Source organism: Kitasatospora sp. NPDC001261 (assembly GCF_042896795.1).
In the GTDB taxonomy this organism is placed as follows: domain Bacteria; phylum Actinomycetota; class Actinomycetes; order Streptomycetales; family Streptomycetaceae; genus Kitasatospora.
The window spans coordinates 1-14,101 of the sequence record NZ_JBIAXP010000030.1; the positions used below are offsets into that span (position 1 = coordinate 1).

General features: G+C 74.5%; 13 protein-coding genes. 4 read left to right on the forward strand and 9 right to left on the reverse strand.

The features are described from left to right. Nucleotides 1-406 precede the first annotated feature (406 nt). Nucleotides 407-1,411, reverse strand: a complete 1,005-nt coding sequence (locus tag ACFY4B_RS32895; protein ID WP_387974161.1) for a stage II sporulation protein M — start codon at nucleotides 1,409-1,411, stop codon at nucleotides 407-409. Nucleotides 1,412-1,731: 320 nt separating this feature from the next. Between ACFY4B_RS32895 and ACFY4B_RS32900 the strand changes: the two genes are divergently transcribed. After that, complete coding sequence (locus tag ACFY4B_RS32900) at nucleotides 1,732-2,772, forward strand: RDD family protein (RefSeq protein WP_375877527.1); 1,041 nt, start codon at nucleotides 1,732-1,734, stop codon at nucleotides 2,770-2,772. A gap of 57 nt (nucleotides 2,773-2,829) precedes the next feature. On the opposite strand, the gene ACFY4B_RS32905 is transcribed toward ACFY4B_RS32900, so the two are convergent. Next, a complete protein-coding gene (locus ACFY4B_RS32905) occupies nucleotides 2,830-3,468 on the reverse strand; it encodes a hypothetical protein (protein WP_074003857.1) in 639 nt (212 codons plus the stop codon). Nucleotides 3,469-3,576: 108 nt separating this feature from the next. Here ACFY4B_RS32905 and ACFY4B_RS32910 point away from each other — a divergent pair, with 108 nt between their 5' ends. Both ACFY4B_RS32910 and ACFY4B_RS32915 read left to right on the forward strand, forming a co-directional pair. Continuing rightward, nucleotides 3,577-4,089 carry a SigE family RNA polymerase sigma factor gene (locus ACFY4B_RS32910; RefSeq protein WP_049661338.1) on the forward strand — a complete coding sequence of 171 codons (513 nt, stop codon included), beginning with the start codon at nucleotides 3,577-3,579 and terminating at the stop codon, nucleotides 4,087-4,089. Further along, entirely contained in the window at nucleotides 4,086-5,111 is a 1,026-nt protein-coding gene (locus ACFY4B_RS32915) for a hypothetical protein (RefSeq protein ID WP_387974164.1), read from the forward strand. The genes ACFY4B_RS32910 and ACFY4B_RS32915 overlap by 4 nt, the downstream gene beginning before the upstream one ends. Nucleotides 5,112-5,183: 72 nt before the next feature. Here the strand turns inward: ACFY4B_RS32915 and ahcY are convergent, their stop codons facing one another. The 6 genes from ahcY to ACFY4B_RS32945 all read right to left on the reverse strand — a co-directional run bounded on the left by ahcY (nucleotide 5,184) and on the right by ACFY4B_RS32945 (nucleotide 11,642). Beyond that, nucleotides 5,184-6,632 (reverse strand): adenosylhomocysteinase, encoded by a 1,449-nt coding sequence (gene ahcY, locus ACFY4B_RS32920; RefSeq protein ID WP_049659437.1) that lies wholly within the window; start codon nucleotides 6,630-6,632, stop codon nucleotides 5,184-5,186. Nucleotides 6,633-7,001: 369 nt separating this feature from the next. Beyond that, the gene (locus tag ACFY4B_RS32925) at nucleotides 7,002-7,979 is read right to left on the reverse strand and encodes a cation diffusion facilitator family transporter (protein WP_049659434.1); all 978 of its coding nucleotides are present in this window, start codon (nucleotides 7,977-7,979) and stop codon (nucleotides 7,002-7,004) included. Nucleotides 7,980-8,058: 79 nt separating this feature from the next. Next, on the reverse strand, nucleotides 8,059-9,309 hold the full coding sequence (locus tag ACFY4B_RS32930; protein ID WP_375877529.1) for an SIS domain-containing protein: 1,251 nt from the start codon (nucleotides 9,307-9,309) through the stop codon (nucleotides 8,059-8,061). 104 nt (nucleotides 9,310-9,413) lie between these two features. Further along, nucleotides 9,414-9,596 (reverse strand): Trm112 family protein, encoded by a 183-nt coding sequence (locus ACFY4B_RS32935; RefSeq protein ID WP_049659271.1) that lies wholly within the window; start codon nucleotides 9,594-9,596, stop codon nucleotides 9,414-9,416. A 144-nt stretch (nucleotides 9,597-9,740) separates the two neighbouring features. Continuing rightward, complete coding sequence (locus tag ACFY4B_RS32940; RefSeq protein ID WP_049659270.1) at nucleotides 9,741-11,126, reverse strand: phosphomannomutase/phosphoglucomutase; 1,386 nt, start codon at nucleotides 11,124-11,126, stop codon at nucleotides 9,741-9,743. A gap of 150 nt (nucleotides 11,127-11,276) precedes the next feature. Beyond that, entirely contained in the window at nucleotides 11,277-11,642 is a 366-nt protein-coding gene (locus ACFY4B_RS32945; protein ID WP_049659269.1) for a DUF3499 domain-containing protein, read from the reverse strand. Between the two features lie 164 nt (nucleotides 11,643-11,806). Here ACFY4B_RS32945 and ACFY4B_RS32950 point away from each other — a divergent pair, with 164 nt between their 5' ends. After that, nucleotides 11,807-12,259, forward strand: coding sequence for a metallopeptidase family protein (locus tag ACFY4B_RS32950; RefSeq protein WP_049659268.1), 453 nt, complete (start codon nucleotides 11,807-11,809; stop codon nucleotides 12,257-12,259). A 51-nt stretch (nucleotides 12,260-12,310) separates the two neighbouring features. Here ACFY4B_RS32950 and ACFY4B_RS32955 read toward each other — a convergent pair whose 3' ends face one another. Then, a complete protein-coding gene (locus ACFY4B_RS32955) occupies nucleotides 12,311-14,101 on the reverse strand; it encodes a DUF5719 family protein (protein WP_387974169.1) in 1,791 nt (596 codons plus the stop codon).

Below are 14,101 nucleotides of genomic sequence, written 5' to 3' on the forward strand. Positions count from 1 at the left end.
CACGCTGTTGAGTTCTCAAGGAACGGACGCTTCCTTCGGACCGCCTTCCAGCGGACCCTCCGGGCTTCGTTCTTTCGTGTTTCCAGCTTACCAGACGTTTTCCGCTCCGTTTACCGGCGCTTCATTCATCCGATTCCCACTGGGGGGATTTCCTGCGAACTTCGTTCCGAAGCCTATCAAGGCTTTCGGAGTGATCCGTCCGTGGGATTTTGCTTCGTCAGAGGACGCGTATTCCGTGGAACACGCTCGCCTCGATTCGGCGGTGTCGTAGACACTAACGCCCGGGACCGACCGTTGTCCAGTCAGTCCCAACCGTTCAAACCTACTAGCCCACCCTCACCACGTCAATGGTTTTGGCCGGACGAGTAGGAGACTAGCAGGTCAGAGACCTGTCGATCACATCGGCTCAGGCCGCGACGGGCTGGAGGTCCGCCCGGTCGGCCGCGTCCAGATCGCCGAACTCCCCGTCCCCGGCGGCCCGCCGGCCCAGCACCAGGGCATAGAGGAGGAAGGCCGCCTCGGCCAGCACACCGATGGAGATGCGGGCCCAGGTCGGCAGGCCGGACGGGGTCACGAAGGCTTCGAGGACGCCGGAGACCGCCAGGACCGTCGCCAGGCCGATCGACATGCCGATGATCGCGCGGCCCTGTTCCGCCAGGGCCACCGAGCGGGTGCGCGGGCCGGGGTCGATGACGGTCCAGCCGAGGCGCAGCCCGAGGCCGCCGGCCACGAAGACCGCGGTCAGCTCCAGCAGGCCGTGCGGGATGAGCAGGCCGAGGAAGACGTCGAGGCGACCGGCGGAGGCCATCAGCCCGACGCCGATGCCGAGGTTGAGCACGTTGGTCCACATCACGTAGAGCACCGGAATGCCCAACGCGATCCCGAACAGCAGGCACTGCACGGCGATCCAGGCGTTGTTCGTCCAGACCTGTGCCGCGAAGGAGCTGGCCGGCCGGTCCGAGTAGTACGTCTCGTACTGGCCGCCGGGGCGGGTCAGCTCCTGGAGGTGTTCGGGCGCGACCAGGCTGTTGCGGACCTCGGGGTGGGTGGCCATCCACCAGGCGAGCAGTGCGGTGGCGACCATCGAGACCACCGCCACCGGCACCCACCAGCGGCGCGAGCGGTAGAGCGCGGCCGGGAACCTCACCGTGTAGTAGCGGGCGACGTCCTGCCAGCCGTTGGTCCGGGCGCCGGTCACCGCGCTGCGGGCGCGGGAGACCAGGCCGGTCAGCCGGCTCACCAGGGCCGGGTCCGGCGCGGCGGCCTGGACCTTGGCGAGGTGTCCGGTGGCGCGCTGGTAGAGCGTGACCAGCTCGTCGGCCTCCTCCCCGCCGAGCCGGCGCCGGCGGGCGAGGGCGTCCAGTCGGGCCCACTCCCCCTGGTGGGTGGCGACGAAGACGTCCAGGTCCATTTCGGCGGCTCCATAGATCGGCGGCGGGCGCGGACGTGCGTGCGCGGGCGGGTCCGCGGGCGGGCGGGTCCGGGCTGGCGGGTCCGGGCGGACACGCGCGGCCCAGCATGCCAGCAGCGGCCGCCGCCCCGGCCGTCGGGATCTCACTTCCCGTGCGCCCACCGGGCCCCGTATGTTTGCGGCTGCGGATCAGACTGCGGAGAGCGCGTCACGGGGAGCCGGTCCGGGGTGGTTCCCTCCCCCGGCACCGCCGCCCTCCCAGGCGCCGGATCCCCATGGGCGAGCCGTACCGGCTCCAAGAACGTGAACGGACAGGTGTCTTGAGCGACCTGGTGACGGGTGAGGCGGTCGTCCTCGGCCTGCAGACGGCGAAGCTTCCGAGCAGGGCCCTGGCGATCGTGATCGACCTGCTGGTGGAGTTCGCCGCCCTGCTGGTGTTCACGCTGCTGCTGAGCCTCGCGCTGATCGGGCTCGACGGCGCGGCCCTGGCCGCCACGATGATCGGCCTGATGGTGTTCTTCCTGGTCGCCGTGCCCGTGATGGTCGAGACCCTCACCCGCGGCCGCTCGCTCGGCAAGGCCGCGCTCGGCCTGCGGGTGGTGCGCACCGACGGCGGGCCGGTGCGCTTCCGGCACTCGCTGGTGCGCGGGCTGGTCGGCTTCTTCGAGATGATCGTGCTGACCGGCGCCCCGGCCGTGATCACCTCGGCGGTGCACTCGGACGGCAAGCGGCTCGGCGACATCTTCGCCGGGACGGTGGTCGTCCGCGAGCGCACCCCGGGTGCGGGCGGCTCCGCCACCCCGCTGCCGCCGGTGCACCCGCACCTGCTGCAGTCGATGGGCCACGAGCTGGTCGCGATGGACCTGTCCGCGGTACCGGAGCCGCTCTGGCTGGCCGTCCGCCAACTGCTCGGCCGGACGAGCCAGTTGGACCCGGCGGTGATGCACCGGATGTCCACCCGGCTGGCCGAGGACCTGTCCGCCCTGATCGGCCACCCGATCGCGCCGGGGCTGCACCCGGCGGCGTACCTGGGCGCGGTGCTCACCGAGCGCCAGCGGCGGGAGTGGACCCGGGCCCAGCAGCAGCTGTGGGCGGCCGGGCCGATACCCGGCCGACCGGTACCCGCCCAGGTGCCCGCCCAGGTGCCCGCTCCCCGCCCGGCCTCCGGTCCGCTCCCCGCGCCGGCTCCGACCGGCCCGGCCGACGGACGGCCCGTCCGGGTCCTCGGCCTGCCGGCCCAGCAGCCCGCGCCCACGGCTCCCCCGGCCCCCGCCGCGGCCCCGGCAGCCGCACCGACCGCCCCGACGGCCCCGTCCTTCGACAAGCCCGCCGCCGGCAGCGGCTTCGCCCCGCCCGCCTGAGGCGAACCGCCCCGGCCGCAGCAGCCCTGCCGCACCAGCCCCGGCCGCGAAGGCCCGCTACTCCTCCTCCGCCCCCACCCGCCAGGCGTTCGGCGGCGACTCCAGCTCCTCCAGCTCGATCCCCTCCGCCGCCAGCACCACGTCGCCCGCCAGGTGCACGACCTGCTGCTCGCCCGTCTCCAGGTCCGCCACCTGGTACCGCTCGACCAGCAGTGGCCCCGAATCCGTCTCGTGGGTGTCGACGCCCTCCAGCAGCCACCCCTGGTCGAGGGTGCGCGGCGCCAGCACCGGCTCGGTGAAGGCCACCAGCCGCACCCGCGCGCTCGCCCCCTCCCGCAGCCGCAGCAGCCGGGCGGTGGCGACCAGGAAGCCCGGCGAGCGGCCGGTGAAGGCGTGCGCCCGGTCGTGGCCCTCCGCCGCGTGCTCGCCGCCGGGGTCGGCCGCGTCGGTCCGGACCCAGGCCACCCCGTCCACCGCCCCGCCGCGCACCTGCCAGCCGCCGGCCCGCAGCTCCAGCCGCAGCGGCCGGGCGCGCGAGTCCAGCGTCAGGTCGGTGCTGCCGAGCACCCGGCCGTCCGGCGCGTAGGTCTTGGAGACGTACCGCCACCCGGCCGCCCCGGGCGCGCAACTGAAGCGCTCCTCCCCGAGCGGGACGTGGTCGTGCGGGTCGTGGAGCGAGTACCGGCCGTTGGGCATGCCGGAAAGCCTACGTCCGCGGTTCGCGTGCAACGTTCCGGCCGGTGCCCGCATTAGAGGGGCGGACGGCGCGCCGGTGCGCCGCCACCACGACGAGAGGGGGTGCGGATGGCGAAGCAGACGCGCGACGTGGAGTTCACGGAGTACGTGGCCTCCAGGAGCGGCTGGCTGCGCAAGGTCGCCTATCTGCTGTGCGGGGACTGGCACCGGGCCGACGACCTGGTGCAGGAGTGCGCGACCAAGCTGTACGTGAACTGGTCGCGGGCCGGCCGGGTGGAGAACCTGGACGGCTACGCCCGCAGGGTGCTGGTCAACACCTTCCTCGCCGAGCAGCGCTCGTCCTGGTGGCGGCGGACGTCACGGACCGCGGCGCCGGTGGACGTGGCGTCGGTGGCCGCCGACCTCGACGCCCGGCTCGACCTGCGCAAGGCGCTGGCCGCGCTGCCGCCCAAGCAGCGGGCCACCGTGGTGCTCCGGTACTACTGCGACCTCACGGTCGATCAGACCGCCGATGCGATGAGCTGCTCCTCGGGCAACGTGAAGAGCCAGACCTCGCGGGCTCTCGCCACCCTCCGGACGACGCTCTCCCCCCGTCCCACCACCGCCGAGAGGACGTCATGAGGTCGCACGAGCAGCGTGATCTGACCGCCCGGCTGAGTGCCCTCGCCGAGGCCCCGGCGCCGCCCGCCGCACTCGACACCTCGGCGGTGATCGCCCGCGGCCGGGTCCGGCTGCGCCGCCGCCGGCAGGCCCTGGTCGGTGTGGTGGCCGGGTCGACCGCCGCCGTCCTGGCCGGCGTCCTGCTGCTGCGCCCGGCCGGGGCGCCGCCCGCGCCGGCCGTCCCCGCGCCCACCGCCCCGGTCTCGCTCGCGCCGTCCCCGACGGCCGCGCCGACCCCGGCGGCGCGGACCGGTCCGCTGAGCGCCGAGGCCCGCTTCGGCTGGCTGCCGTCGTGGCTGGCCCGGCCGGCCGTCGGCTACGCGAACAGCGACAGCCGTTCCGTCACCACCGCGGCCACCACCACCGCCGTCCTCAACGCGACCCCCGCCCTGAAGCTGGAGCTGCTGCGCGGCCCCGGCGAGTCCCCCGCCCCCGGACAGCACACCGCCCCCGCGCCCCCGGTCGCCGGCCGGGAGGCCCAGTGGCTGCTCACCGACGCGTCGGGGTCCCTGGGCGGGCTGCGCTGGCTGACCGCCTCCGGCCGCTGGGCCCAGCTGACCGCCACCCTGTGGTTGGACGCGAAGGTCCAGGACGACCTGCTCCGGGTCGCGGCCGGCGCCGAGTTCGGCAGTTGGGACGTCCCCTTCCCGGTGCGCCCGACCGGCCTGCCCGCCGACCTCGGGCTGCGGAACGCCGAGGTCCACCGGCCCACCAGGGACTCCGAGCCCCCGTGGAGCGCCATCCTGTCGTACACCGTCGGCGACAAGTGGCTGAGCGTCACGGTCCAGCCGGACGGCTTCGGGAAGTTCGCGGACGGCCGGCCGAACGGCGGCACCCCGGTGTGCCGGGTCGAGAAGGGCGTCCAGCTCTGCGCCAACGGCACCGCGGCGGGGCTCCCGTCCGTCCAGGGGGCCGGCGGACTGGCGGGTCTGCTCGAGCGGTTCGAGGTGCTCGGCGCGGACGAGGCCTCCTGGACCCGCTGAACCGCCCCGGCGGAACGCCGACGGCCGGCGCCCCCGGAGGGGAGGGCGCCGGCCGTCGGATCCGCTGATCGGTCAGTAGCGGTACTGCTCCGACTTGAACGGGCCCTCGACCGGGACGCCGATGTAGTCGGCCTGCTCCTGGCTCAGGGTGGTCAGCTTCACGCCCAGCGCGTCGAGGTGCAGGCGGGCGACCTTCTCGTCCAGGTGCTTCGGCAGCACGTAGACGCCGATCGGGTACTGCTCGGTCTTCGTGAACAGCTCGATCTGGGCGATCGTCTGGTTGGCGAAGGAGTTGGACATCACGAAGGACGGGTGGCCGGTCGCGTTGCCCAGGTTCAGCAGGCGGCCCTCGGAGAGGACGATGATGGTGCGGCCGTCGGCCTTGCGCCACTCGTGGACCTGCGGCTTGACCTCGGTCTTCACGACGCCGTCGAGCTTGGCCAGGCCGGCCATGTCGATCTCGTTGTCGAAGTGGCCGATGTTGCCGACGATGGCCTGGTGCTTCATCCGGGCCATGTGCGAGGCCATGATGATGTCCTTGTTGCCGGTCGTGGTGATGAAGATGTCGGCGATCTCCACGACCTCCTCCAGGGTGGTGACCTGGTAGCCGTCCATCGCCGCCTGCAGCGCGCAGATCGGGTCGATCTCGGTGACGATCACGCGGGCGCCCTGGCCGCGCAGCGACTCGGCGCAGCCCTTGCCGACGTCGCCGTAGCCGCAGACGACCGCGACCTTGCCGCCGATCAGGACGTCGGTGGCGCGGTTGATGCCGTCGATCAGCGAGTGGCGGCAGCCGTACTTGTTGTCGAACTTCGACTTGGTGACCGAGTCGTTGACGTTGATGGCCGGGAACAGCAGCTGGCCGTCACGGTGCATCTCGTACAGGCGGTGGACACCGGTGGTGGTCTCCTCGGTCACGCCCTTGATCGTGGAGGCGACCTCGGTCCACTTGTTCGGGGTGTCCTTGAGGGTGCGGTTGAGCAGCTCCAGGATGATCCGGAACTCGTCGTTGTCCGCGGTGGACGGGTCCGGCGCGACGCCGGCCTTCTCGAACTCGACGCCCTTGTGGATCAGCAGGGTGGCGTCGCCGCCGTCGTCCAGGATCATGTTCGGGGTCTTGCCGTCAGGCCAGGTCAGGGCCTGCTCGGTGCACCACCAGTACTCCTCCAGGGTCTCGCCCTTCCAGGCGAAGACCGGCACGCCCTGCGGGTTCTCCGGGGTGCCCTCCGGGCCGACGGCGATGGCGGCGGCCGCGTGGTCCTGGGTGGAGAAGATGTTGCAGGAGCACCAGCGGACCTCGGCACCGAGCGCCGTCAGGGTCTCGATCAGCACGGCGGTCTGGATGGTCATGTGCAGCGAGCCGGTGATGCGGGCGCCGGCCAGCGGCTGCGCCTCGGCGTACTCGGCGCGGATCGCCATCAGACCGGGCATCTCGTGCTCGGCCAGCTGGATCTCCTTGCGGCCGAACGGCGCCAGGGAAAGGTCGGCGACCTTGAAGTCACCGGTGATGTCGGTCGACATGCGTCTGCTCCTCGCTGATGGGGGTGGGGCCATAGGTCCGGGCGTGCGTCGCGTGCGTCAGGCCGTACGGGTGCACGGCCACGCCGGGACCGCCGGGTCCGTGGTGGTGGACCGGCTTCCCGTTGCGCAGCACAAACCGTCGGAGGACCTCTCTCCCTCGACCGGCGCGCGCCCCGCGGGGTGCGGACCGCCGATCGACCGCCATCAGCAGCGACGTTCTGGCTCTGGTGACGAATCTACACCGATGGCCCCGCCGGCCGTCCGCCGATGACCGATTTCGGCCCCCGGTCCGACCCGCTCTCAAGCCGGGCCCCAGGACGGGCCGGTGTACGGGACAGGTCGGTCAGCGGGACGGGGGCGCGGGAGGGGTCAGTGCGCGCCGCCCGGGCCGGGGCCGCCGGGCGTGGCGGCCGGGTCGTCGCCCGCCGCGGCCTTCTCGGCGCTGTACACGTCGGGCTCCAGGTAGATCGCCCGGGCGATCGGGACGACCGCGCGGACCCGCGACTCGGCGGCGTCGATCGCCTCCGCGACCCGGGCGGCGCTGTCCTCCGCGTTGACGGCGATCTTGGCCGCGACCAGCAGCTCCTCCGGGCCGAGGTGCAGGGTGCGCATGTGGATCACCCGGGTGACCGCCTCGCCGTCCACCAGCGCCTCCCGGATCCGGCGCACCGAGTCCTTGTCGGCCGACTCGCCGAGCAGCAGCGACTTGGTCTCCAGGGCGAGCACCACGGCGATCACCACCAGCAGGAGGCCGATGCACAGGGTGCCGATGCCGTCCCAGACGCCGTCGCCGGTGATCACGGTGAGCCCGACGCCGAACAGCGCGAGCACCAGGCCGATCAGCGCGCCGGTGTCCTCCAGCAGCACCACCGGCAGCTCCGGCGCCTTGGCGGTGCGGATGAACTGGGTCCAGCTCTGCTTGCCCTTGGCCTTCTCCGACTCCCGCATCGCGGTCAGGAAGGACCAGCCCTCCATGCCGATGGCGAAGACCAGCACGCCGACCGCCCAGCCCCAGGAGTCCAGCGCCTCCGGGTGGCTGATCTTGTGCCAGCCCTCGTAGACCGCGAACAGGCCGCCGACGCTGAACAGCACGATGGCCACCAGGAAGCCGTACACGTAGCGCTCGCGGCCGTACCCGAAGGGGTGCTCCTCGTCGGCCGCCCGGCGCGCCCGCTTGCCGCCGATCAGCAGCAGCACCTGGTTGCCGGAGTCCGCCACCGAGTGCACGCCCTCGGCCAGCATCGAGGAGGAGCCGGTGAAGCCGAAGGCGGTGAACTTGGCCACGGCGATCGCCAGGTTCGCGGACAGCGCCGCGATCAGTGCCTTGGTACCGCCTTCGGTGCTCATGCTTCCAGGTCCTCACGGGTCGGTCGGCGTCGTCGAGCGCTTACCGTACCGGCCCCGGGGGCCCGATCGGCCGACCGTCTCAGGACTGCGCGGCGGCGAGCCCCAGGTAGACGGCGGCGAAGTCGGTCAGCGCGACCAGGTCGGCCAGCGCGTGCAGCGCGTCCGGCCGGGTGCTCGCGTACTCGGTCAGCCGGACGTCGTGCGCGGCGGCCAGCCGGTGCGCCCGGGAGACGCCGAAGCTGCGCGGCCCGGCGTCCTCCTCCGGCACCTCGGCCGGGCCGTCCTGCTCGTCCGGCGCCGCCGGGCCGGCCGCGCCGGGGGCGTGCCGCAGCAGCAGGACCTGGAGGTGCAGCGGGTCCGGCTCCTCGACCCGGTCGCGGAAGAAGTCGTCCGGATCGGCGCCCGCGCCCAACTGCCCGGTGAACATGCCGCGGTGGGCGGTGAGCACCTGCGGCAGCGGCCCGGCCAGCGCCGGACGCCCGGCTCGGTCGGCCAGCTGGGCGGCGAACCGGGTGGCGGCCGCCCCGGCGATCGGGCCCTCGGCCCACAGCAGCGGGACCGTCCCGGCCAGCCGGGCGGCCAGGCCCTTCGCCGGGTTGGTGTACGCGGCGGCGTCCGGGCGGCAGCGCACCGCGGCGGCGTCCAGCAGGTCGGCGAGGGCCGGCAGCGCGTCGTACGGGAGCTGGGTGAGGCCGATCTTCTGGGCGAGCGCCAGCAGCGGGGCGAGGTGGGACCAGAGCGCCGCCGGGTCCTCGGCCGGCAGGTCCGGCTCGACGGCCGTCACGGGCGCGAGGTCCTCGGGCAGCACCGAGGCCACGAACGGCAGCGGCAGCGCGCGCACCTGCAGCGCGGCCTCGGCCAGCGCGCTGCCGGCCGGGGCGGTCACCACGATCGCGCAGCCGCGCGCGTACGCCTGCTCGGCGAGGGCGACCAGGCCCTGCTCGCCGCCGTCGGCGGAGCTGATCACCAGCAGGTCCAGCGGGCCGGCCCAGCCGGGCAGCTGCCAGCCGAGCCCGGCGGTGAAGGCGGGCGGGGCGCCGGCCCGGTCGGCGCGCGGGGCGGCGGCCTCGGTCGGCGGCAGCGGGGTGACCAGGGAGCTCGTACCGGCCAGCGCCGAGAGCATCTCGGCGGCGGTCAGCGCGCTGCCGTGCCCGGCGACCAGGACGGCACGCGGGCGACCGTCCGGCCGCAGCCGGTCGAGGCCGGCCGCCTCGGCCTGCCGCAGTGCGGTGCGGACCCGCGCACCGGCGCCGGCCAGGGCCAGCAGGGCGCGGTCGTGGTCGGCGCGCTGGAGGGCGGCCGGGTCGTCGAGCAGGGTGTCGTCGAGCATGCGGCGAACCTCCGGCTGCGGTCCTGGACGGGCGGTCGGGGCGGTCGGGGCGGCTTCGTCCCGGGGCTTCCGCCCGGGCTTCGTCCCGGGCGTCGCCCCCAGGATCAGGCCGGGCGGCGGGCCTCGTCCACCAGGAGGACCGGAATGCCCTCGCGGACCGGGTACGCGAGGCCGCAGTCCGCGCCGGTGCAGACCAGCTCGGGCTGCTCCTCGGTGCCGCCCTCGACGAGCGCGGCCCGGCACTGCGGGCAGACCAGGATCTCCAGCAGGAAGGATTCGAGCTTCATGGGGCTCTCCAAGGTTCGGGGGTGGCACGGAGGTGCCCCGGCCGATAGGAAACCCTACCGGCCGGGGCACCGGGGCCCGTGCTCAGGCGCTCCGCGCGGGCGCGAGCCCGGTCGGGGGCCCGGGCTCGGCGTCGGGCGAGGGGCTCAGCCGCGGACGACGGCGAGCACGCCGTCGCGCAGCTCGGCCATCTTCGCCGGGTCCTTGGCCTCGACGTTCAGGCGCAGCAGCGGCTCGGTGTTGGAGGCGCGCAGGTTGAACCACCAGTCCGGGCCGGCCACGGTCAGGCCGTCCAGCTCGTCCACCGTGGTGCCCTCCCCGCCCGCGTAGGCGGCGCGGACGGCGGCGGTGCTGGCGGCCTGGTCGGCCACGGTGCTGTTGATCTCGCCGGAGGCGGCGTAGCGGTCGTACTCGGCGGTGAGCCCGGACAGCGCGGACGGCTGCCCGCCGAGCGCGGCCAGCACGTGCAGCGCGGCCAGCATGCCGGTGTCGGCGCGCCAGAAGTCGCGGAAGTAGTAGTGCGCGGAGTGCTCGCCGCCGAAGACGGCGTCGGTCTCGGCCATCTCCTGCTTGATGAAGGAGTGGCCGACCCGGGTGCGCACCGGCTTGGCGCCGAGCTCGCGGACCACCTCGGGGACGGTCCAGGAGGTGATCAGGTTGTGGATGACGGTCGGCTCGGCCTCGCCGGCGGCCCGGGCGCGGGCGATCTCGCGGACGGCGACCAGGGCGGTGATCGCCGACGGGGAGACCGGCTCGCCGCGCTCGTCCACGACGAAGCAGCGGTCGGCGTCGCCGTCGAACGCTAGGCCCACGTCGGCGCCGACCTCGCGGACCTTGGCCTGGAGGTCGACCAGGTTCTTCGGGTCGAGCGGGTTGGCCTCGTGGTTCGGGAAGGTGCCGTCCAGCTCGAAGTACATCGGGACGAGCTCGATCGGCAGGCCGTCGAAGACGGTCGGCACGGTGTGGCCGCCCATGCCGTTGCCGGCGTCCACCACGACCTTGAGCGGGCGGATCGCGGTGAGGTCGACCAGGCCCAGCAGGTGGTCGGCGTAGCCGCGCAGGGTGTCCTGGGCGGACAGCGCGCCCGGCTTCACGTCCCTGGCCGGGACGGTGACGGTGTCGTCCTCGGCGGTCCAGGACTCGACCAGCTCGCGGATCTCGGACAGGCCGGTGTCCTGGCCGACCGGGGCCGCGCCGGCCCGGCACAGCTTGATGCCGTTGTACTGGGCCGGGTTGTGGCTGGCGGTGAACATCGCGCCGGGCAGGTCGAGCTTGCCGCTGGCGTAGTACAGCTGGTCGGTGGAGCACAGCCCGATCTGCACCACGTCGGCGCCGTAGGCCGCGGCGCCCTCGGCGAAGGCCAGGCTCAGCGACGGCGAGGAGGGCCGCATGTCGTGCCCGACCACGATCGCGGTCGCGCCGGTGACCTGCACGAACGCGGCACCGAAGGCCCGGGACAGGCTCTCGTCCCACTGGTCCGGGACAACGCCTCGGACGTCGTACGCCTTCACGAGCTGCTTGAGGTCGCGCACTGCGGCTCCACCCTGGTTTTAGGACTGATCACGAAACGTCGGGGCCACCGCGCGTCGGTCGACGGGCGCGGTGACGGTAGACGGGCAGCGTACCCGGGCCGGACGAACGCCCCGTGCCAGGACCGGGGACGCCCCGTACCGGGAGGGGTGTCAGTTGTCGGGCGAGCGCAGCACCCGGAGGTGGCCGCGGCGGCCGCCCTCGGTGGACTCGCCCTCGAAGCCGCGGCCCTGACGGGGGGTCTGCGGGCGGGCGGCCTCGCGCACGGCGTTGGCCAGCGCCTCCAGGTCGTCGCTGCTGCGGCGCAGCGGCCCGGCCTCGGCGGCGAGCCGGACGACCTCCCAGCCGCGCGGGGCGGTGAGGCGCTCGGCGTGCTCGGCGCACAGGTCGTAGCAGTGCGGCTCGGCGTAGGTGGCGAGCGGCCCGAGGACGGCGGTGGAGTCCGCGTAGACGTACGTCAGCGTCGCGACGGCCGGCCGGCCGCACGCGGTCCGCGAACAACGACGTACAGAGCTCACGAGGGTGGACGGTACCGCACTCCCCGCCGGGGAGCGAAGACCGCCTGCCCGGAGGGGGTGCCGTGTCGCCCCGCGGGCGCCGGGTCCGCGTATCCGACGCCCCGTGCGATTCCCGGTCGGAGTGGTCCACTTCCGACCGTCCAAGGACTACCCTCGGCAGTGATATGGACAGCTCCGCACCGCAGTCATCGACAGGCCCGGCGCGCCGCCCCCGGCACCGCGACCGGCACGGGCGGGGCCTGCGCGGCCCGCTGGCGCCGCCCCAGGTGCCGATCTCGCTCACCCGCTCCGAACTGTTCGACGACTACGTGCGCGAGTCGGTGGAGCGCCTCGAACGGCGTTGGCCGCAGTTGATCGAGGTGGAGTTCGCCGTCCAGGAGGTGCCGCTGCACGAGCCGGACGGCGCCGACGCCGAGGACGGCGTGCCGCTGGGGCGGGTGTCGCCGGGCCAGCAGGGGCGCAAGAGCCAGATCGTGGTGTACCGGCGGCCGGTGGAGATCCGGGCGAAGACCCGGGAGGACCGCGCGGCGCTGGTGCACGAGATCCTGATCGAACAGGTCGCGGAGCTGCTCGGGCTGTCGCCGGACGCCATCGACCCGCGCTACGACGAGGACTGAGACGGGTCGGGGCCCGCGCCGGGTGTCCGGCGCGGGCCCCGCTCGGCGCGCTCAGCGCAGGACGACGCCCGGGTCCTGGCCGGCCTGCGGGACCTTGACGGTGCTGCGGTCGTCGCGCAGCGCCTGGACGGTGAACATCGGCACGTCCTTGGCCGGCAGGGAGAGCATCCGGGCGGCCACCACCGGGCCGCCGGAGACGGTCTCCACGGTGAGCGCGAAGACGCCGTTCAGCCCGGCGGGCTCGGGCGCCGGGAGGGCGACCGTGCCGCCGGCCGGCAGCTGGACCTCCTTGGTGGCCGGGGTGCCGCCGCCGCTGCCGGCCGAGGCGGTGACCCGGACGGTGGCGGCCTCGCCGCTGGAGGTCAGGTAGAGCGTGGAGGCGCCGGCCCGGTTGTCGGCGACGGTGGCGCGGGCGCCGACCGGGTCGCTGCCGGTCAGCCAGGCCGCGTCGGTCTTGCCGTTGGCCGCCGCCCGGTCGACCCGCAGCCCGGCCACGACCGGGGTGCGGTGCTTGTCGTCGCTGGGCGACAACCGCAGCCCGGCGACCTCGTCCCGGGTGAGCTTGCCGAGGTCGACGGCGGCCACCATGCCCGCCTTGACGTGGATCGACTCGTTGCCGGCCGGGCTGAACCAGCCGTTCTTGCCGGACAGCTGGATCTTCAGGTCGGCGTCGTCCTCCGGCGGCGCCCAGACCACCAGGCGGGCGGAGGCGGTGTCGGCGGGCAGGCCGGGCATCACCTGGACCGGGGCCGGGGCGTCCGAGGCGGGGACCCAGTCGGCGCCCTTGCCGCCGTCGGCGGCGTGCAGCGCGGCGCCGACCCGCCCGGAGCGCACCACCACGTGCACCGCGAGGTCGGCGACCGCGCCCTTGGTGAGGGTCGACAGCAGGACGGCCTGGGAGCTGCCGGGCGAGACGGTGATCCCGTTGGCGGCGTCGTTGTCGATCAGGCCCTTGTCGCCGTACAGCTTGATGTCCACCACCGCGGCGGCGGACTCGGTGTTGACCAGGCTGAGGTAGTCGACCCGGTCGGCGGCGGTGCTGGCCCCGGCGAACCAGAAGCTGGTCGCGGCCGGGGTGCAGGTGAGGCCGGACAGGCCGAGGCCGCGCTGCTCGGTGACCACCGTGGTCTGGGTGACGGTGAAGCCGGGGGCGAGGGCGCCGGTGGCGACGGCCCCGGTGCCGGGCGCGGCGTCGCCGTTGGCGGCCGGGCCGGTGGCCGGGGTGCCGGGCTTGGGCACGGTCAACCGGGCGTCGGCGGGCGCCGCGTTCTTGTCCTGGACCGGGGCGCCCGGGGCGCCCGAGCCGGTCGGGGCCGGGGTGGCGGCGGCCGGGGCCGCGGGGGCGGTGGTCGGCTGGGCGGCGGGCACGGCGGGCGCGGCCGCGTCGGAGAGCCAGCCGGCCCCGCCGGTGGCGGAGCCCGTCCCGGGCGGGGTGTAGGCGGTGAGCGTGGTCGAGCCGGTCAGGCCCTGGACCGGCTGCGGGCAGACCACCGAGGTCCGCTCGACCTGCGCGGTGGTCGCGGCGGCTCCGGTGCCGGCCTTGGCCGGGGCGGCCGGCGGGCGTACCTGGGCGATCCCGAACACCGCCGCGAGCACCACGGCCGCGGCGAGCAGGGACTGGGTGGTCTTCGCCGCCCCGCCGGACCCGGCTGCTCCGGCCCCCTCGGCTCCTCCGGCTCGCCCGGCTCCTCCGGCTCCTCCGGCTCGCCCGGCGAGCGGGCCGCGGCCGCGGCCGGGGCGGGACGTCCGGGCCGGGCCGGACGGCTCCGCCGCGACGGCGGGCCCGGCCGGCTCGGCGGCCTCGCCGGCGCCGGACTTCTTCCTGAATGCGGGCTTCTTCAT